The following is a 19,948-nucleotide window of genomic DNA, read 5'->3' on the forward strand; positions in this document are numbered from 1 at the left end:
ACGAGCCTCGCCCGGGCGACGAAACCTTGCTACAAGCGACATGACGGTACTTTTCCGCTGGTAGTGGAGCGGCTCCCAGCCGCTAAAAATCGGTTCTCAGAGGCAATCGACTTCGATAGATACCGAAACCGTGCGAAAAATATTCAGTGAAAAATCTGTTTAAAATCAACAGCGTAGATTTTTGACGGCCCCATGTCGGCTTATCATCATCTAAACTGAGGAAATTTCGAGCGAAATCAGCTACTTATGGTCCGTCCGAACAATCGAGTGGGAATGAGGGGGAGTACCGTGGCGGCGCCCATACCCCGTCGGGCCCACCCCAACCTTCGCGACTTTGTGGCCTTCAAATATTCGGCCGCGCGCTGCTCGAAGAAGTTAGCGCGCGACCAGTTCTCGGCGTCGATCACACGACCGTAGATTCGATTACTGCTCCTTCTTGAACAAATCCTGGAAGATGAGCTGGCCCCAAGTGCGGCCGCGTGCGTGCACCAGCGCGCCACCCTCGTTGAGCTTTCCCAGCTTGACGGGTGCGAACCCGAGTTGTTTGGCCAGGCCGCCACGGGAGCGATCGCGTCCTCGTCGTCGCTCGACAGAAAGACGACCCGGTGGCCGCCCTCGACGATCGGATCGGCAGCCAGGGTGGCCGCAACCAGGTGATTGAAACCTTTCACGAATTTGGCGCCGGTGAACGCCTTCGCGACGAAGGCGGAGGACGGGAGACCGTCCAGCTCTTCAGGCACTGGAAACACGTTCGTCGCGTCGATGACTGTCTTGCCTTCCCAGCTCGGCAGAGCCTTCGCAACTTCGCGATGCTCTCCGAACGGGACTGCCAAGATGATTGTGTCGGCCTCGAGTGCATCCCGCAGCGACTTGGCGACGACCCTGGGTCCAATCGCCCGAGCCTGCGGCGCCAACGCCTCGGGCGGCCGGCGGCTCGCGACGGCCACGTCGATGTTTTTACGGGCGAAGGCGCGGGCGAGGGCGTGGCCTATCTTACCGAATCCTACAATTGCGTAGCTCATAATGCTTCTCCGATCCGTGTTGGTATTGATTTCCCCGGCCTTCAACGGCGCTGGGTTATTCGTTCCGCTGTGTGGCGACCTTTGCGTGGTCGTTCCACCATGGACACGCTAGTTCCCGCCGGTCAGCCGCTTCCCGCGATCCGGCGCGATTTCAGATGGCCGAGAAGCCGCCATCGACAGACAACTCCACCCCATTCACGAAGCTCGAATCGTCGGAAGCAAGAAACAGCGCGGCCGTCGCAATTTCCTCAGGACGCCCCATCTTTCCCCGCGGGATCAGGGATTCGAACATCTGCTTCGCCTCCTCGGTGAGAACTTGGTCCTGCATCGGTGTGGCGATCGGCCCCGGGTGCAGCACGTTCACCCGGATATTCCTGCCCTTCAGTTCGTTGAGCCACCCGCGTGCGAATGCGTGCAACGCCGCCTTGCTCGCCGCATACACGCTGTAACCAGGAAAACCTTTCACCGAAGCAACTGACCCGGTCATGAAGATCGATCCGCCATCGTTGAACAGCGGCAACGCCTTTTGCACCGTGAACAGTGTGCCGCGCGTATTCAGGCCGAAGGTCGCATCGAAATGCTGCTCGGTAATCTCGCCCAGTGGGACGGCTTCGCCCGTGCCGGCGCTCGCGTACAGGACGTCGATCTTGCCCTTTTCCCGCTTGACTGTATCGAACAGGCGGTCGAGGTCGTCGAGATTGGCCGCGTCGCCGCGCACGCCGGTCACGTTCCGGCCGATCAGCTTGATCGCCTCGTCCAGCGCCTCCTGTCTCCGGCCCGTGATGAAAACATAGGCGCCTTCTTCAACGAACCGCTTGGCGCTCGCCAGCGCCATGCCGCTCGATCCACCCGTGATGACTGCAACCTTACCCTCAAGCTTTCCCATGACTTCTCCTTTCGTGGTGTCGGGACAGCATCTGCCTCCGAGAACCTCGAAATGGGTCCGCCGGCGTCAGCTGTTGAGTGCGGAAGCGCGCACATCGGTGGTGCGAAATCGATCCGGCTGGACGACTGACGCCAGCCGCGACGATCGGCGTCCGCCGTTCGGAATTGGGCCGTGCTTGTCGGCATTGGCTATGATCACCGCCCGTGCTACCCCACATTCGAGAGGATGTTCGATGGTGTTGGACCCAGGCTGGCAAACTCCGCGGTGCCGGATTGCACCATGATCGACTGGGATGACGTTCGCTACTTTCTTGCCGTCGCGCGCGGAGGCTCGGTGCGGGCCGCCGCCGAGCGCCTCGGTGTGAACCACTCGACCGTGCTGCGACGTGTCGCCCAGCTCGAGGAACGCCTCGGCGTGCACATGTTCGAAAAGCTGCCTTCGGGCTACCGCCTGACGGCTGCGGGCGAGGAGGTCCTCGAGTTCGCGGACCAGATGGAAGTGTCGTCGCACCTGCTGGAGACGCGCGTCTTCGGGCGCGACCAGAGCGTGCGCGGGCTTCTGCGGGTGACGCTGGCACCGCCCCTCGCGACACACCTGCTCATGCCGGACTTCGCCGATTTCGCGCGTCTGCATCCGGACATCGAGATGGAAATCTTGTCGTCCGGCGAGCTGGCAAATCTGACCAACCGAGAGGCCGACGTCGCGATCCGCGTCGTCTACGACCGCAAAACCCTGCCGCTCAATCTTCACGGCCTGAAGGGACCGGAACTGTTCGGCGGCATCTACATGTCCTGCGATCGACTAGCCGCGTGGCGTGCGGGCGCGCCTGATCCCATCCGGTGGATCGTCATAAGCATTCATGGAATTCCGGAATGGGCCAGCGAGGGTGAGGTTCGTACCACGGGGGTTCCCTTCAGGACCACGGACGCTGAGGCGCAGATCGTTGCCGTACGGCAAGGGCTCGGGATGACGACACTGCCGTGCTTCGTTGGCGATGCCGACCCCCTACTGGTGAGGGTGCCGGGTACCGACCTGCACATGTACGGAACGGTTTGGCTCCTCACACAGGGGGAGACACGCAAGACGAAGCGCGTGCGGCTCTTCACTGAGTTCGTATCCCGCAGGCTCGCCGCGTACGCGCCGCTTCTCGCGGGGCTGTCCATATCGCGCGACTGATGCGCGGCAGGTCGCCGGCGACGCTTGCCGTAATCCGGTCGGAAGCCGAGCTGCGATCGCTTGAAGCGGTGTCGTTCAATCCGCGAATGGCGCGCCGTATCGCAATCGGCGCGAGGGCCACACTACTGGCGGGCGACGGACTTCACCATCGCTGACGGTCTTTTAGGGCAGCTGGAGACGCCGCTCTTGCGGAGGACTCCGAGGAAAATCGACCACTCGATATCGATAGTCTGTAAAACCGAGCAAATCGCGGATCGCCGAAGTTCTCCTTTGAATTCAAGAGCGAGAATTTCTGACGGATCCAGGATACGGTTCTTCGTCGTCAGCGGAAAGATTTGCCTCGATGGATCAATGCGTTATGATGCTTCAGAACGAGTGGGAGTGAGGGATAAACGGCGGCAATAGCGTAGTCTCGGCGGCGAATTTCACCCTCGGGCAATTGTCGGTCTAGTTGGTTCTCACTCCACTGAACTGGCGTTCTCCTTTTCCGCCTCGCACGTCCGATCTGCGCCCATTTTCAGGATGATGTAAAGTCGCTTCAAAGGGCGATAGTGCTCTGGCGTAGAATAGCGCGCACAAAGGCGGGTCTGCTAGCGCCAGTTCCCGGACGTACTCCAGCTTGTCTCAAATCGCTAATACCTATTTAGGAGTCCACAAACGCACCGGTAGCTGCCATTTATAGACATCCTGTCTCACTGGTGGAACATATGGACCTGCTCGCCTTAGCCGACTTCAATCTGGTTGCACGTCATGGTGGGTTCGGGCGAGCCGCGCGCGCCACAGGGCGCCCCAAGGCGACGCTCTCCCGGCGCGTTGCCGAACTGGAGAATAGCCTAGGCCTACGCTTGTTCGCGCGCGGAGCGCGTGCGCTGAAGCTCACTCAGGAGGGAAAGGCCCTGCATGAGCGAACCAGTCGCTTGCTGACGGAAGTGGAGGAGACGGCCGCAGCGATTGCGTCGGGAGACCGAGAACCGCGTGGAAATTTGCGGATCAGTGCGCCATTGCTCTTCTCTCAACTTGCGATGGGTAAGCTGGCGGCAGGCTTCTCGCTCAAATATCCCGACGTTATCCTTGAAGTCACGACCGAAGACCGCGCAGTCGACATGGTCGAAGAAGGGTATGACTTGGCCATTCGCGTCAATCCGCGTTCCGATGAAAGCTTGGTGGGACGGGTCTTCATGCGTGATCGGCTTGTGATCGTGGCGAGCCCGCAAGTGGCGAGACCGCAAGACGGAGACGCCGTTCCGGCTGTCGTTCATGGCTCGGACAGAGGACTTTCGTCGTGGAACATCAAACCGGACACGGGGCCGACGACGATCGCGTTCACCCCGGTGCTCAGCCTGTCGTCGCTCATCATGGTTCGCGATGCGGTCGTCATGGGTGCGGGTGCGGCACGGTTGCCGGTATCGCTCGTGAGTCATGATCTGACCGCCGGCACGTTGGTGCATTGGGCGGACGTGGATGCCCCAGATACTGCCTTGTGGACGCTCTACCCGTCGCGGCGCCTGTTGAACGCCCGCGTTTCCGCCTTTCTCGACCATCTGAGGGAAGCGTTTCCCAAAGGCACTCCCGACGAATTGGCAGCGTTTCATTCGGATTTGAAGCCGCCACAGTTACCTTACTGTCGGCCAACGCCGTCAGCCATGTCGCAGGGCCAGCTTGATCCAATGACGCAAGCGACGACCGCCCGATGATGGCTGCTACAGTCCGATGAACTACAGCAGCAACGCATCAGTCGCCAAGCCGCGGATAGTCCGTGTAGCCGGCCGCGCCACCGCCATAAAAGGTGGCCGGATTGGACTCGTTGAAGGGCGCGCCCAACCGCAGACGCTCGACGAAGTCGGGATTGGCCAAAGCCCAACGGCCGATCGAGGTCATGTCTGCCTGGCCCGAGACGATGTCCTGGTCCAGGGCTTCGCGCGTGCGCCCGAGCCGCAGCACCATCAGGGTCGTGGGCCACGCATGGCGGATGTCGGCGAGGAGCTCGTCGCCCCCGCCATACATCAGGTGGAGATAGGCCAGCTTCAGCGGTGCCAGCGCGGCGACCAGTTCGCGATAGAGCGCAGGACTCTCCGGACCTTCATCAAGCCCGCCCAAAGGCAGGCCTGGCGAAAGGCGGATAGCGGTGCGATTGGCGCCGATCTCATCGGCGACAGCCTGCGCCACTTCGACGGCGAACCGGATGCGGTTGGCGATTGGCCCGCCATAGGCGTCGGTCCGGTGATTGGCGTTCGGCGCAAAGAACTGATGGATGATATAGCCGTTGGCGCCGTGAATCTCGACGCCGTCGGCGCCGGCATCGATAGCCAGCCGCGCGGCCCGCCGGAAATCCTGCACCGTGGCGGCGACTTCCTCGGTCGTCAGCGCGCGCGGCTCGGGGATGGGCTGCATGCCGCTCGCAGTGAACATCTGCTCACCGGGCGCGACGGCCGACGGGGCGACGGGCTGACGGTGATGCGGCGTGTTGTCCGGGTGCGACATGCGGCCGACATGCATGAGCTGCAGGAAGATCTTCGCGCCTTTTGCATGAACCGCATCGGTGACCTTGCGCCAGCCAGCGACATGTTCGGGCGCGTGGATCCCCGGCGTCGCGAAATAGCCCTGGCCATCGGCCGAGGGTTGCACACCCTCGGTTATAGGCCCAGCGAGGCGCGCTGGGCGTAGTATTCAGCGGCGTGCTCGCCCGGTACGCCGTTGAACTCGGCACGGCTGCGGGTCATCGGGGCCAGGGCCAGGCGATGGGGTAGGTCCATCCGGCCCACGCCGACCGGATTCCAAATCGTCGTCATGATGAAATCCTTGAAGTTAGAAACGAGGTGATCAGCGGGTGAGGTCGGCGACGATCTTGCCCGGCGCGTGGCCGGTGCGATTGCGCTCGATTGCGGAAGCCAAATCATCGAAACCCACCACGTCGCCGATCGTCGATGTCAGAGTGCCCGCAGCGACCTGCTGGACGATCGCGGCCAGACGCGCGGTGTCGGGCTTGTTCGATAAAAAGACGCCGCGGCGGCCTGGCGGCGTACGCGATGCGAGGTCTGTAGCGGCGATGCTTACGAGAAGGCCATCGGGCGACAGGAGTGCCCAGGAGCGGTCCACGACCTCACCGCCGATGAGGTCGACGACGAAATCGATGTCGCGCGCAAGCAGCTCGAAGTTCTGCTGCCGATAGTCGATCACTTCGTCCGCGCCGAGGGCCAGGACATGCGGCAGGCTCATGGTCGAGGCCGTGGCATAGACGGTCGCTCCGGCCGCCTTGGCGAACTGGACGGCAAAGCCGCCCACGCCGCCGGCTGCGCCATGGATCAGCACCCGCCGTCCGGAGAGGTCGAAATCCGCGGCCTGAATGACATGCCAGGCTGTCATCGCCGCGACCGGAATGGCCGCCGCCTCCACGTCCGACAGGGCTGACGGAGTCAGGACGAGCTTCTCGGCGTTGATGACAAGATGGTCGGCGTAGGCTCCGACGCCACCGAGGGCAGCCATAACCCGATCCCCGGGCTTCACGCCTGTGACGCCGGGGCCGGTCCGAAGCACGACGCCGGCCATTTCGATGCCAAGCGTCGCGGGCAGGGTCAGCTTGAAGCGCTCGCGGAGGTAGCCTTCACGGATTTTCCAGTCGATGCCGTTTACCGCGGCGGCCTTGACCGACACCAAGACCTCGCCCGGACCCGGCTCGGGCGCGGATACGCTATCGACTGTCAGGGATTCGGGGCCGCCATAGGCTTGAAGACGTAAGGCTCGCCCGCGCGCAAGCGGTTCGGAATTGGAATCGGCCCGGTTGAGGTCAGCGGATTGTGTCATGTGGTTCTCCTTCTTGGCGGAAGGTAAGCGTTCGAAATCCGCGCCATAAGTCATCGAAATTAGACAGTCTGTCTCGCTGGAGAGACACTTGATGGACCTTCCGGGTGTCTCTAATTTCGTATTTGTCGCCTCGTCCGTCCGGTCTTTTCGGCCAGTCGGAAAAGCGGTCGACCTACGGCGACCTTGTCGCGGCGCATAATCGGGCCTGGGCGTGGGACTATTCGAACGAGGTGACCGCACACTTAAGCTCACGGACGGCGGCCGGCGCTCTTTACCCGAACCGAAGGTTGGCTCGGCGAACTGCGTGAGGTCGAGGTGAGCTGCACGGGCGACTGCAGATCAGTGCACCAGTGCTCTTCTCTCACTTGGCTATGGGAAGTCTCCTTCTCATAGATCGTGCTGTCGGCGAGCGGGACGATCAGTCGGCGTTCATGCCGCTTGATCTTGCCCGTTCGCATAGGTTTCGAGGTGCTGAGGATGGGGTGCTGACGGTACTTTGGCAGCGTTTGCGGTTCGGATGTCAGACCTGGAATGGCGCGCTGAGGGCCAATAGTAGTCGATAGATGGCTTGCGGAGATCGCCGAAAATTCCTCAACGAAATCAGGATTGTAATTTTCTGACGGGTCCCCCGCCGGTAGTATTTGGACCGGAAAATAATTTTGTGAATGAATTCAATTTGTTGACCTGCCCCCGAACAATCGAGTGGGAGCGAGGGTTAGCGTAGTCTGGAGTGCTCCCGCGTAGTTTTTCGTAGAAAAACAAAGATTTGCGGTTCATCTCGTTCACTATCGTTCCTGCATCATCAACATCAACTGAAACTATCGACTACCTAAGTCACACATTTTTTGGCCCTGCGGAAAACCGCGTTGTGACCGGCAGGTGTCACAGTTTTTCTACTCCGTTGTGCTAGCTTTTTTTCTGCGCCGAATAGTGTGCGACTGCGCGACGGCCATTTTCAACTCGGGTGTGATCTCCAACGGTGCATTCTCTGCCCCATGTTGGTTCTGTAGCCCCTGGACCTGGACGGTCGGAAATGGGAGTTCGATGCCCTGCTCCTTGAAGACCTGGCGGAGGCGTACATAGAATTTGCGTTTCATACCGAAGGCGCCTCCCGGCTTGGTTGTGGCCTTGACCCTCAATACGATGCCGTATTCGCCGAACTCCTGTACGCCCTGCATCTTGATCGGGTCGAGCACCCAGTGTTTGAACTCGGGATCTTCCGCCAGTTCGAGGCCGATCCGCTTGATCAGCTTGCGAGCGAAGTCGATATCGGTGTCATAACCAACGGTGATGTTGAATTTGTCGATAACCCAGTCACGGCTCTGGTTCTGGACTGCCCCGAGTTCACCGAAAGGTATCGTGAACAGCGGACCACGATGGTGGCGCAGCTTCACCGAGCGCAGCGAAAAGCTTTCCACAGTACCCTTGTAATTGCCCGATGAAATGTATTCGCCAACACGGAACGCATCATCGAGCAGAAAAAACACGCCTGAAATGACGTCCTTGACGATGGTTTGTGCCCCAAAGCCCACGGCGACGCCGACGACGCCAGCGCCGGCGATCAATGGGCCGATCTGGATACCCAGCGAGGCGAGCATCATAAGCACCGCCATCACGATGATCGATGCGAGCAGAATGTTCTGGAGGATCGGCAAGAGCGTGTGCAGCCGCGCCTGCTGCGGATCGAGGATCGGGACGTCCTCGTCGCTGATCACAGGGTGCGGTGTTTCGATGCCCAGCTTTCGTTCGATCAAAGCTTTGATGATCGACCAGCCGAAGTCGGCGGCGAGGGCAATGACCACGACATTGATCAAGCCGCGCAATATGAACGTCGTCGTCGTATCGCTGTCCCGCATGGATTGCATGTCCAGACCCCAGACACGTGCGAGAAGGTAAGCCGCCGCCAGGATGAAAATCATTCGGATTCCGCGATCGATGACAGCGATCGTCACCGCCGGGATCGTGGGCCGGCCGACATCTTCCGAACCTGGCCGCAGAACGAAATTAACCCCGCGCTGCGTCACCACGATTGCCAAAGGCAGGAAGAATGCGGCGAAGGTGAACCAGAAGTATATATAAAGGCCGGCGATACGCTGCAGGAACAGGACGACGAAATAAGCAGTCAATATCCATGTCGCTTCCGTGTGACCGATGTGGCGCGCACCGTCTCGCTGCGTTCTTGGCCGACGCCAAATGGCGAGCAGCAGGAGCAACAGCAGCACGAAATCGGCGCCCAGTGACAGGACCATCATTCCGTCCTGATCGATGCCGAGACCTGGCAAGAGGATAAACGCGGCGCCGAAGAAGGCGAAGACGCCGACGATCCGGGGTAGCCAATAGGACCAATGGTCAGCCGCTTCGTTGGTGATCGGCAAAGCACGAACCTCGACGGCGTTCTCGACGTTCATGAAGGAAGGGACGAGCATGGCCATGACGTACATGCGCACACCCCATGTAACGACTGCCGCCATCAGAAATGTCAGTACAATCTCGCGGAAAAGCATCGGCCAGTCGAACAACATGAACGCGCCGGCGCTGCCCAGTGCGAAAGAGACTATCAGCATGCTGGAATAAAGCAGGCGGCCACCAATTTTCTTGGCTCGCCCAACAGGCGTATCCTTCGGTTGCGCGATAATCCAAAGACGAAATGGACGGGTGAGCTTGAACGTTGCCCAAGTGAGTGCCAGGCCGGCAGCGATGAACATTGCAATCAGCACAAATACGCCGGCAGGCCCCTTGCTGGACATATCCTCCATCGTCTCTGCCCGAACGCGCGCGAACTGGCCTGGCAGCAAGGGCAAAGTTCGCACGATTCTTTCGATATGATGCCTGATCCCATCGAGCGTCGAGGATGCCATCGTATTCATCTGGCCTGGTGCGGCCACGGCGCCGGACGATGCGTCGGTCGGCGAAACCCCTCTCTCGGCGGGCGCTCCCGTTGACCCGGCGTCCTGATTTCGCTGTTCGGCCACCCAGGCCTTCACTGACGGATCGTCGAGAAGCTCGAACAGCTGTTTGACCCTTTCAGGCGGGACGGTCGCTGGCGCCTGCGCCTGCGCCTGACCAGCCAACAAAAGGGCGATCCCAAAGACGAGCGGCCTGGCAATCAGGGCAAACATCGCAGTCAGGTCTCCGAGACGCCGTGCCGGGCGCGCCAGGTTCGTGGCTCCCAATCGTCGAGTCATGAGTGGCATCGTGCTGTTAACCTTCCGGTCAGATCGGCGAGCAACGACATCTATGTCCGTTGTTGCCCTACCTTGAAGAAACCGATGTTGCGGTGCAAGACGTCATCGTTCCGAGCCAGACCGTTGCGCCGGGTACTTGGCGGTGTTTATTTAGCCGCGGGGGCAGGGCATTCCGACCTCGGCCCAGGCCTCCGGCCGTTCTATGAACTGGGCATCGACGTTAAATCTCAGGAACTGATTTCCTGAGTTGACCAGGACAGACCTTTGGCGGTCGCTCGGTGGTCAACTGCTTCGCGCACCGCTGCGGACATTCGAAACCATGATGTTGCTTGAGATGCAATGCGCTTCCGGGTCGGCACTGCCATGCGGCAAATCAGGCCGGGAGCCGCCACATTCGCACACGACCTGTACCACGCAATTCCGTTTCCTCGAGTGGGTCGCAAGCAAAATTTGGTCCAAGCAGTTGATGAGTTGCATCCGAAATACGGATTTCATCGGGCTCCGCGGACGTTTGGATACGTGCGGCGAGATTAACGGTGTCGCCCCATAGGTCATAGGCAAACCGCCTTTTGCCTATGACGCCCGCCACGATTGGTCCTGAGTGAATTCCAATTCTGAGTCTTATCGGTTCTCCTGCGAAGCGTTCGCGCTTAACCGCCTTCCGCAGTTCAAGTGCATAGTGCGCAAGGGCTTCCGCATGATCGGATCGCGCAGCGGGCAGGCCAGCGACCACCATCACACAATCGCCGATTGTCTTGATCTTTTCGCAGCCGTATCGCTCCGAGAGCAGATCCGCCGCCTTGAAGAAGTAATTTAAAATAGCGAGCGTCGTCACGGCTCCGACGCTCCGCGCTCTTTCCGTAAAACCGACGATGTCGGCAAAAAGCACACTCACCTCCGCGTGGTTGTCTGCAATTTGTTCGTGCGCTTTTAGCCGCTCCGCGATCGACGCCGGAAGAATGTTGAGGAGTAGGGCTTCGGCGCGCTGGTATTCACGCGACAATCCCTCTTGGCTCGCCCTCAACGCCTCGTTTGTCGATTGTAATTTCTCGTTGAGTTGACGCTCCCTCTCTTGCAGGAGCGTCATTTCATAAGCCTTCTGTTGAAGCCGCTGCCTATTGTCGCGTTCGGCAGTGGCGTCAAGAAAGAGCAGCCACACGCAGGCATTGTCAGCAAAAAGATGGAGGTCCGCGACACGCCCGCTGGGCAGTTCGACCATGGCCATATCATATGGAAGCTCCGGGCAGGGCAACAAACCTTCCATGAATTCAAGCTGCTCGGCAACAGGCTTACCTATGCGAACTGACGAGAGTCCGTAATGTTTAACGTTACCGCCCTTCGCAGCTATGCAAAGCTGGGCGTCGATTTTCAGATATGCGACCGAGCGCTCGTTGTAGAAGAAATCGTAAATCCAGCTTCTAACTTCTCTTGGCAAGACATGCATGGTTTATTTGCTGACCATCGAAGCAAGTTGACGAAACGCATCATCAACATGTTCACCCGAAAGCGCACTTGTTAGATAGATTTGCCATCCAAGTTGCCTCAGTTCGTCAATTTCACCATCTGATATTGCCCACCGATCGGCCAGATCGGATTTGTTGAACAGCAATACAAACGGCATAGCGCCGAATTCAGCCTCGGCCCGCTCGCGCAACGTGAGCGCCACGGCAAGAGTAGCAGCGCGTGTTCCATCGACGACAAGCACGAGCCCACTCGCACCTCGCACATAGCTGACGCGGAATGAGCCGATATCGTCTTCGCCGGCCAAATCCCACAAAATCAGATCCACGGTTTTGTCCGGGAATGCGACACTCTTCTTGTCGATTTTCACTCCCACCGTGGTCAAGTAGGTTTCTGAAAAGATGCTTTGCACAAACCTGCGAACCAGACTCGTCTTTCCGACAGCGAACCCGCCCAACATGCAGATCTTCTTTTGCAATATCCTGGGCTCCGCCTAGTGGAAGTTTACCGTAACCGAAACTCTGCGGTTGGCGGAGTTCCCGGTTCGGCTATTTTCAATCTCCGCTGGCTCAAAGGTGCCCGCGCCGCGAACCAAGAGCAACTCCGGATCGACGCCGCGCTTCTTGAGAAGCGCACGAACTGTTTCCGCGCGCGCGGCGCTGATCGACAACTTGGCCGTTTCACGGCCCGTCTCGTCCGAATGGCCGGTCAACATGAACTGTGCTGTTACGCCTGCCTTGCGGGCGTCCTTGGCCAATTCCTTCAACTGATTCGCCAATTTGTCGAGAACCGGCAGTTGCTCTGGTCCCGGTACAGCCTTGCCAGAATCGAAGAAAATGTTGACCGCTTGAATAGCCTCCCTCAAATGAGTGAGTTGCGGAGGGGTCAACTCACGCAGCTCGGAGAGTTCTAGAGAGAGTCCGTCCGCGGACAGCTGTTGGGCGGCGACCCGCGCCCGATCTATCCAGGCGGCAGGAGCTTCACCCTGGGCAACGATGCGATCCTTGATGATCGAAAGCCGTACTGAATCCGGCGGAGTCAGCGACGCCATCAGCCGCTTCACCACGAACTTCGGATCAAGGCTTTGATAGAATTGCCACTGTGAATGAACGCGAGCAGGATCGACCCCTGTTCCGGACAGCAGAGCCTTCGGGTCGGCGGCCTGCGGGTCTCTCAGGCCGGAAATATAGAAATGTCCGCCCCTCGCCGTTTGTTGGGCGACGATGATTCCCGCTTGGGCCTCCAGTCGCGACACATAAGTCTGCCAGTGCTCCGCCGCGCGTGCTTCGGGGCTCACATCACGAACCTTGGAGATGTCGAATTCCGGTCCGCCTGCCGAAAGCTGTCGGGCCGCTGCGCGTGCGCGATCTATCCAGGTGTCGGGAGCCTCACCCTCGGCAACGATGCGATCATTGACGATCGAAAGCCGAACCGATTTCGGCGGGGTCAGCGACACCATCAGCCGCTTCAGGACGAACTTCGGATCAAGACTCTGATAGAATTGCCACTGCGAATGAACGCGGGCGGGATCTACCTCCGTTCCGGACAGCAGAGCCTGCGGGTCGGCGGCAAGCGGGTCTCTCAGGCCGGAAATATAGAAATGTCCGCCCCTCGCCGTTTGTTGGGCGATGATGATTCCCGGTTGGGCCTCCAGTCGCGACACATAGGCCTGCCAGTGCTCCACCGCGCGTGTTTCGGGGCTCACATCACGAACCCTGGAGATATCGAATTCCGGTCCGCCTGCCGAAAGTTGTTGGGCCGCTGCGCGCGCCCGATCTATCCAGGTGTCGGGAGCCTCCCCCTCGGCAACGATGCGATCATTGACGATTGAAAGTCGTACTGAATCCGGCGGAACCAGCGACGCCGTTAGCCGCTTTAACACGAACTCCGGATCAAGACTCTGATAGAATTGCCAGCGTGAATGAACGCGGGCGGGATCGACCTGCGTTCCGGCCAACAGCGACTGCGGGTCGGCGGCAAGCGGGTCTCTCAGACCGGCAATATAGAATTGGCCATCGCGCACCTTTTGTTCGGCAACGATGATGCCCGGCTGGGTCCCCAGTCGCGACACATACGCCTGCCAGCGCTGCCCGGATTGCCAGGAAAGAAAGAACCAACCGCCTGCGGGAATCAAAACCAGCAGGACTGCAGCCACTACCAGCCACGGAAATCCCTGGTTTGATTCCTCCTGCTTCAGTTCAACGCAGGTCTGCAACTGCGTCTCTACGCCGGCCAACTGCGAACTGTCGCCGTCAAACTGCTCTAGAGCCTGTGAGCATTCATCATGGATGCGAAGCAATACATCGCGAATTATTTCATGTAATTCCTCTGGCGGATTTCCCCGGATCACCGCAACCAAGGTCGCAAACGGTCCAACTTCTGACCAGAGACGAAGTTCCCCAAAACGGATAGTGTCCAGACTGCTCTGTTCTTTCTCGTTAAATGAGTCTTTCACAAAATCCTGAATTGCACTAAGCATAGAAGAAATGAGTTGAGGATCTTCGCTAGTTGCATTATCGGCAGTTACATGCGCTATCAAAAGCCCGGAATTCCGATTGATGAGAAAGACATGTTCCACACGATAGACAAGAGAATGCTTAAGAACAACTTCCGAGAAACTTGCCCCCGTTCTCCAAGCTTCAAATCTCCACTTTAGCCCATGCCAGGTAAATATATGTCTTAAAGTTTCATTCAGCGATTGAAAGGTTTGGTCGATCTTTTCGCCGATCGACTTGCGAATAGCCGGCAGAAACACCGGGTACAATATATCCGTAAGCGTACGCGGGCTCTTCTGGATGGACCGTTGCACGGCCCTCTCGACAGCTGGCGCAAGGGCCTCTCCGAGTTGCGCATGAGGCGCACGTGCGGCTGCACTGGGGAGAACACCCCCAACTGCAGCCGCAAGCTGCTCAGGTTCGTCGAGCAGGTGCGTAATTCGTGAAAGCTCCGAAATTTCGCGGCCGACCAGCAACTGGCGCAGCGTTTCCATGCGAGGATCGACGGTTGGAACTCCGTCGAAACGCGCTCGATAGTCCGGATCAACGTTCCGGGCAATTTCGATCAATAGACTGGCCAGAGCCTCGCGATCAATCTCTGTATCGTTCGAAGCTGCTCTTTGAGGAAGGCTGATTGGGTCGACGGTCGACGTCAAGTTCCGATCAACTCACTTTCCAGGTACGCTCCGAGTTGCTCTTGCTGCCGGCGGGATCCTGATTTAGACATTTTGCAACCTCGACAAACAGGCCAGCCAAAAGATTTCGGTCGGTCTTGACATTGCCGAGATCGGAAAACATTTTCTCCATCAGCATCTGAATGCTTTCATTCTTTTGCTTGATTTCCTCACGCAGCAAATGATCGTTTCGATTTATCCGGTCCGCAACTTCCCGCTCAAGCTCGCTCAACTGATCCGACAACGCGCGCACCTGCTTTTCGAGCGCCTGATTTTGCTCGCGAAGATTCCGATCAATCTCCTTGTCGGCGTCGGCTCGCGCGTCTTTTTCGTTCCGCAATTGCGCCGCAAGCGAGTCGACCTGCTTCTTTGCATTTGACTCGTACATTTCAAGATTGCGCTTGGCCTCGGATTCGACATCCTTGAAGCGCTGCAAGACCCGTTCTTCAAGCTTGGAAAAGCGGCGGTCATAGTCCTGCATCTGGTTGCCGAACAGCAGATCACGTATCTTGTCGACACCTACAGCGTCGCCGGGGGTCCCGCTCTCGCGAGCCTGGCCCGCCATGAAGGTCAGCCCGCTTCCGTCTGCATTACTTATCAGATTTGCGTCCGCTTTATTTGCCGAAGAAGCGGTACTCGAAGATTCCTTGGCCATCCCATGCCCCTTCTTTTGAACATTGTCACAGAGCTAATTTAGCAACTGATAAACTTGCCAGTAAAATTGTCGACCCGCAAGCCGGAATCTTCTCGGCTTAAGTCGGTTCGTACGTCCCCATTCGGGTAGATTTCGACATGCGGCTCGATCCGGATCAGCTTGCGCTCGCGTCTTCGCCCGCGATCATCTTTTTGCAGATGAAATGCGAGAGCGGAGATGCCCTGGCGCATCGACCTCAGCTCCAAGCCGTCGGGCATGCGCGCTGCCATTCAGCCTGTGTTCAAGTCTTTTTTGCCCGCCTCTAATTCGCCCTTATCTTGACAGGGCAGTGCTGCCAGCCGATGCCGTCATCCGGTTTTGACATTTGCCAACTCTTGCCGAAGAAAACGAAAGCTCGATGATCCAGGATGCTACTGCAAGGCGGTGTGGTACCGATGCTCAATGCCGAGCAAACCGTCGGCGCAATGCTTGCCGGCATCCGCCGGCAGACCTACCAGATACTGGATATAGTGGTGATGGACGATGGGTCGACGGACTGATCGGCGTCGATTGTGACGGCCTACGCCGAGAAAGATCAACACATCTTGTTCTACCTCGAACCAGGCGCGGGTAAGACGGCGTGGCGCATGATCCCTTGGTTTCAATCGTGGTTCCTGCGCACAACGCGGAGGTAACGCTGGCGCGCTCACTCGATTGCCTTCTCGATCAGGAAATAGTGGATTGGGAGGCGATCATCGTCGACGACGCCTCCACGGACCGCACCCCTGCGATCATCGCCGGTTATGTAGAGCACGATGCCCGATTTCGGATGTTGAGCTCTTGCGCGTATAGCGCCGCCGGCGCGCGCAATAGCGGGATGTCGAAAGCGCGCGGCCACTGGCTCATGTTTCTGGATGCGGATGATTGGGTGGATGCCAGCTTCCTTGCGAAAATGCTGGCCGCACTTGAAGCCGCGCCCGATGCGGTCGCCGCCTATTGCGGTTCCCGGCGCGTGATGCCCGATGGCGAACTCACCCCGTCGAGCATCGCGACGGAGGTTGCGATCCAGCCCTTCGAAACATTCGCGCGCCGGTGCGCAATCCGCACTCACGCGCTGCTCGTCGACCGGAAGACAATTGTCGAGTTGGGCGGCTTCGATGTGTCGCTGCGCACCTGCGAGGACTGGGATCTGTGGCAGCGCCTCGCACGTCTAGGCAAACATTGGGTGATGGTCGACGAGCCGCTCGCTTTCTATCGGGTCAGCCCCGACTCGCTCACCCGCAATTCGACGCAGATGCTGGCAGATGCGGAAATTGTGATCGCCCGCGGCTTTTCTGCTGATCCCAGGGTCAAACACCCAGCATCGGCTCACGCCAATGGAGCGATCGAGGCGAACGGTCGCACCGCTTCCGAAGCACTCGCGTGGTTCGCGTTGTGGAACGCCGCGTCGGATTGCGGCTGCGGCTCGCGCTCGATCAACCCGCAGTCTCTGCGCGCGCTCCCGGCAGGACGTAAATGGGCGCGTGAGATCGCCAAGGTGGCCTTCGATGGCCTTATGGTAGGAAGCCTATCGGTGCCAGCGCAATTGGCTGCCAGGTGGGACAGGTTCGGCGGCTCCCTCACCGAGTTGATCATCGAACTCGGCAAGGTCTGGAATAATCCCGACGCGGCTCGCCGCGTGCAGTATCACTTTGAGCAAATGCTGCTCGATGTCGACGATCTTGCCGCGCCGCGCAGGCTGGCGCGGACACTTGGAATTCGTGTCGACGCGCGAAATCCGGCCTCGATCGAAGTGCCGGAAGGAATCGATCAAATCTATGCCCATCTGATGATGGATGGCCAGATCGAAGCTCTCGTGCAGTTCGGCGTACTCGGGAAAGTGACAAAGCGTCATTGGATTGAATTGATCCTGAATTTCGTGCCCCCTGAGCGGCTTATACGCAATCTCTCCGGCCATAAACGCATGGCGTCCCGCTTCTGGAAGAGTGCCGCGCGGCTTGCGGGGCGATCGCCTGTATATGCACCGCAAAAGGGCGCCGGTGCCGACAAATCAAACATGTTTGCAGCCGAGGCATTGCTGTCCATAGCGGGACGCCGGTCTGATCCGGACAGTCACTTCGGCAAACTCGCGCGATTGGCCGCGGAAGCGCGGCGGCTGGTTGGGTCGAGCGCCGAAGCGACAGAGCCTCTTGCAGCGCCGCGCCGTGCACCGGCCGCGGATGGGCACGACAATGATCGCACGTCGTACTGGAATCGCTATTTCGAGTCCGAGGATCCCTGGAACTACGGTTCGCCCTATGAGCAGGAAAAATATGAGCGGCAGCTCGAAATTCTGCCTGCCGGTCCCATCGGACGGGCGCTTGAGCTGGCCTGCGCGGAGGGCCACTTCACGCGGCAGCTGGCGCCGCGCGTGGGCCATTTGACCGCAACTGACATCTCCGCCGTAGCCGTCGGACGGGCGCGCGCGCGATGCAGCGATCAGCCGAATGTTGAGTTCGGCGTACTGGATTTTTCTGCGGACACGCTGCCGGGCGAGATGGATCTGATCGTCTGTTCGGAAGTGCTCTACTACCTGGACGATCTCACCGAGTTGCGGCGCATCGCCAAAAAAGTCATTGAGGCGTTGGCGCCTGGCGGCAGTTTCATCAGCGCACACGCATTCGTGCTAGGTGACAATGTTGAAAGGACGGGCTTCGACTGGAACACATTCGGTGCACAAGTGATCTCAGAGACGCTGGCAACGACCGAAGGCCTCGTCTTGGAGCAATCGATCCAGACCGAGCTCTATCGCATAGACCGCTTCCGCCGCCTGTCACCAGGCGACGTGGCGACGGAACCGATGATTGATCATGTGCCAATCCGCGCGCCCGTCGAAATCGGGGTCGCGCGAAATATCGTCTGGGGCGGGGCGCGGGCCTTGCGACGCGACGTCGCGCGTAGCGAGCGGCGGCAGCGTATCCCTGTCCTCATGTATCACAGCGTCTCCGATGAAGGTCCGGCCGCGCTCGCCCGTTTTCGGCTCACGCCCGCCGCATTCGCCAGCCAGATGGCATGGCTGCGCGCCAATGGCTTTCACGCGATTAGGTCCGAGCAGCTGGAAGGGTTCATCGCCAACCGTCACCCTTTCGTTGGCCGCCCAGTGCTCATCACCTTCGATGACGGCTTCCAGAACTTTGCCGACCATGCCTGGCCGACCTTGCGCGCGAACGATCTGACCGCGGAAGTGTTCCTGGTGACGGACCTGGTGGGTGAAAGTGCACAGTGGGACGCCGACAGCGGTCCGCCAACGCAGCTTATGGACGCCAGGACGGTGCGACGCCTCGCCGCCGAAGGTGCGTTCTTCGGAAGCCATCTGGCGACGCATCGCGCGATCGATGGTCTGTCGAGCTCTGACTTGGCCGCCGAGCTCCTGCGCTCTCGTATGTTCATCGAACGGTGGACCGATCGGCCAACCACGGCGTTCGCGGCACCCTTCTCTGTCACCGACCGACGGCTTGGCAGGCTGGCCAAGGAGTGCGGCTATCGAATCGGCTTCGGCGGCAGACACGGGCCGGCGGACCTCGATTGCGATCCCATCGACCTTCCGCGCATCGAGATTCGCGGGGATCGCTCGCTCGATTACTTTGTTGCCCGTGTCGAGGCCGTGCTCGAATGAACGGTGAACTTGTCAGTGTCACAATGCGCAAGATACAATCGACGAGACGCTCCGCAGTGTGCGCGCTCAGTCCTATCGTGCGCTCAAGATTATTGTTGTTGCGATGGCTCACGCAACCAGACTGCCGCGGTTCCAGGGCGCGTCGCTCCCGCGATTACCCCATGTGGACGGCCCCGCTCCCGTTGACGGCATTCTGACGGTTGGAAGGGCGCTGTCGCAGCGACCCCACGATACAGGAGCCATCCACAGAGGACCTCGCTAGTCCAGAGGCGGCAGAAAGCATCGCCAGAACCGTACATTCTGGCTCGTCGAGGCCAATGTCTAGATTTGTAAACAAACTGGTTTTTTGTTCTCGCCCCGTTTACCTCGTTCGCAAGTCTATTGGGCCACTTGGGAGACGGCTGACATCAGCTCCTGCGGGTTTGGCGCTCCAAACATGTATCGCCCACCCTCTGGAACCTCCGTGAAGCTCCAGCGGACGATCCCCTGCCGGTCCAGCAGGAACTGACCTATCAGTTGTCCGTGTCCCGTTGCCATCATCTGCTCGTCGGCTTCGGTCAGTTCGTAATGGTCCCTCTTGTCGAGGATTTCGCTGGCCGCAAGAGGATCCATAGGACCGGGCAACTCGCTTGGTATGTCGACCCGCATATCCTTTACCGCTGCCATCGAGACCTTGTACGGCCAATTCGTCTCGTTTTCGGTGAATTCGAGATTGGGCAGTCCAAAAGCACGATGCGAAGCACGTTCAGGGTCGGAGGCCGCAAGCAGATTCGGCATCGGGTGGTAACGGAAATAGAGACGCGCCCGTTCGATCGGCGTGTTGACCACCGTCAGGCTCTCTACGCCCTTTTCGCGCAGCTCCGGATCGAGCCGCGCCTGGGCGGCGATATGGCGCCGGCAAAACGCACAATGCAGTCCTCGGAACAGGCCGACCAGCACCGGTTTTTGACCGCGAAAGT

At 59.3% G+C, this 19,948-nt stretch carries 13 protein-coding genes and 2 pseudogenes; 4 read left to right on the top strand and 11 right to left on the bottom strand.

Annotated elements, in window-relative coordinates; all coding sequences use genetic code 11:
- Window positions 1–423 precede the first annotated feature (423 nt).
- Window positions 424–1,022, bottom strand: a pseudogene (locus NKJ94_RS16285) (NADPH-dependent F420 reductase).
- 151 nt (window positions 1,023–1,173) lie between these two features.
- Window positions 1,174–1,908 carry an SDR family NAD(P)-dependent oxidoreductase gene (locus NKJ94_RS16290; RefSeq protein WP_352526397.1) on the bottom strand — a complete coding sequence of 245 codons (735 nt, stop codon included), beginning with the start codon at window positions 1,906–1,908 and terminating at the stop codon, window positions 1,174–1,176.
- Window positions 1,909–2,187: 279 nt separating this feature from the next.
- Between NKJ94_RS16290 and NKJ94_RS16295 the strand changes: the two genes are divergently transcribed.
- Window positions 2,188–3,084: a LysR family transcriptional regulator gene (locus NKJ94_RS16295; protein WP_352526398.1), complete on the top strand. Its 897-nt coding sequence runs from the start codon at window positions 2,188–2,190 to the stop codon at window positions 3,082–3,084.
- A gap of 707 nt (window positions 3,085–3,791) precedes the next feature.
- Window positions 3,792–4,778, top strand: a complete 987-nt coding sequence (locus NKJ94_RS16300; protein ID WP_352526400.1) for a LysR family transcriptional regulator — start codon at window positions 3,792–3,794, stop codon at window positions 4,776–4,778.
- A 37-nt stretch (window positions 4,779–4,815) separates the two neighbouring features.
- Here NKJ94_RS16300 and NKJ94_RS16305 read toward each other — a convergent pair.
- The 8 genes and pseudogenes from NKJ94_RS16305 to NKJ94_RS16340 all read right to left on the bottom strand — a co-directional run bounded on the left by NKJ94_RS16305 (window position 4,816) and on the right by NKJ94_RS16340 (window position 15,585).
- A pseudogene (locus NKJ94_RS16305) lies at window positions 4,816–5,873 on the bottom strand (alkene reductase).
- 31 nt (window positions 5,874–5,904) lie between these two features.
- Window positions 5,905–6,939: an NADP-dependent oxidoreductase gene (locus tag NKJ94_RS16310; RefSeq protein WP_352526401.1), complete on the bottom strand. Its 1,035-nt coding sequence runs from the start codon at window positions 6,937–6,939 to the stop codon at window positions 5,905–5,907.
- Between the two features lie 839 nt (window positions 6,940–7,778).
- Entirely contained in the window at window positions 7,779–10,004 is a 2,226-nt protein-coding gene (locus NKJ94_RS16315; RefSeq protein ID WP_352526402.1) for a mechanosensitive ion channel family protein, read from the bottom strand.
- A gap of 439 nt (window positions 10,005–10,443) precedes the next feature.
- Window positions 10,444–11,514: an adenylate/guanylate cyclase domain-containing protein gene (locus NKJ94_RS16320; RefSeq protein ID WP_352526403.1), complete on the bottom strand. Its 1,071-nt coding sequence runs from the start codon at window positions 11,512–11,514 to the stop codon at window positions 10,444–10,446.
- A 3-nt stretch (window positions 11,515–11,517) separates the two neighbouring features.
- Window positions 11,518–12,009, bottom strand: coding sequence for a Rab family GTPase (locus NKJ94_RS16325; RefSeq protein ID WP_352526405.1), 492 nt, complete (start codon window positions 12,007–12,009; stop codon window positions 11,518–11,520).
- Window positions 12,010–12,024: 15 nt separating this feature from the next.
- Complete coding sequence (locus tag NKJ94_RS16330) at window positions 12,025–14,682, bottom strand: OmpA family protein (RefSeq protein WP_352526406.1); 2,658 nt, start codon at window positions 14,680–14,682, stop codon at window positions 12,025–12,027.
- A gap of 7 nt (window positions 14,683–14,689) precedes the next feature.
- Entirely contained in the window at window positions 14,690–15,355 is a 666-nt protein-coding gene (locus NKJ94_RS16335) for a DUF3450 domain-containing protein (RefSeq protein WP_352526408.1), read from the bottom strand.
- A gap of 38 nt (window positions 15,356–15,393) precedes the next feature.
- Entirely contained in the window at window positions 15,394–15,585 is a 192-nt protein-coding gene (locus tag NKJ94_RS16340; RefSeq protein ID WP_352526409.1) for a hypothetical protein, read from the bottom strand.
- A 177-nt stretch (window positions 15,586–15,762) separates the two neighbouring features.
- On the opposite strand from NKJ94_RS16340, the gene NKJ94_RS16345 reads away from it, so the two are divergent.
- Together NKJ94_RS16345 and NKJ94_RS16350 are read left to right on the top strand one after the other, a co-directional pair.
- Window positions 15,763–15,894, top strand: a complete 132-nt coding sequence (locus tag NKJ94_RS16345) for a glycosyltransferase family A protein (RefSeq protein WP_352526410.1) — start codon at window positions 15,763–15,765, stop codon at window positions 15,892–15,894.
- A gap of 80 nt (window positions 15,895–15,974) precedes the next feature.
- Window positions 15,975–18,989, top strand: a complete 3,015-nt coding sequence (locus NKJ94_RS16350) for a glycosyltransferase (RefSeq protein ID WP_352526411.1) — start codon at window positions 15,975–15,977, stop codon at window positions 18,987–18,989.
- A 378-nt stretch (window positions 18,990–19,367) separates the two neighbouring features.
- Here NKJ94_RS16350 and NKJ94_RS16355 read toward each other — a convergent pair.
- The coding region (locus NKJ94_RS16355; RefSeq protein ID WP_352526412.1) for a thioredoxin domain-containing protein at window positions 19,368–19,948 on the bottom strand (581 nt) is incomplete at its 5' end.

The sequence above is a fragment of the Mesorhizobium sp. M0060 genome (genome assembly GCF_040323155.1).
GTDB lineage: Bacteria > Pseudomonadota > Alphaproteobacteria > Rhizobiales > Rhizobiaceae > Mesorhizobium.

Excerpts from the sequence above, each read along its gene's own strand:
- NKJ94_RS16335 (WP_352526408.1), bottom strand. The coding sequence starts at position 15,355 with ATGGCCAAGGAATCTTCGAGTACCGCTTCTTCGGCAAATAAAGCGGAC.
- NKJ94_RS16315 (WP_352526402.1), bottom strand. The coding sequence starts at position 10,004 with ATGTTTGCCCTGATTGCCAGGCCGCTCGTCTTTGGGATCGCCCTTTTG.
- NKJ94_RS16300 (WP_352526400.1), top strand. The coding sequence starts at position 3,792 with ATGGACCTGCTCGCCTTAGCCGACTTCAATCTGGTTGCACGTCATGGT.
- NKJ94_RS16340 (WP_352526409.1), bottom strand. The coding sequence starts at position 15,585 with ATGCGCCAGGGCATCTCCGCTCTCGCATTTCATCTGCAAAAAGATGAT.
- NKJ94_RS16295 (WP_352526398.1), top strand. The coding sequence starts at position 2,188 with ATGATCGACTGGGATGACGTTCGCTACTTTCTTGCCGTCGCGCGCGGA.
- NKJ94_RS16345 (WP_352526410.1), top strand. The coding sequence starts at position 15,763 with ATGCTACTGCAAGGCGGTGTGGTACCGATGCTCAATGCCGAGCAAACC.
- NKJ94_RS16310 (WP_352526401.1), bottom strand. The coding sequence starts at position 6,939 with ATGACTTATGGCGCGGATTTCGAACGCTTACCTTCCGCCAAGAAGGAG.
- NKJ94_RS16320 (WP_352526403.1), bottom strand. The coding sequence starts at position 11,514 with ATGCATGTCTTGCCAAGAGAAGTTAGAAGCTGGATTTACGATTTCTTC.
- NKJ94_RS16290 (WP_352526397.1), bottom strand. The coding sequence starts at position 1,908 with ATGGGAAAGCTTGAGGGTAAGGTTGCAGTCATCACGGGTGGATCGAGC.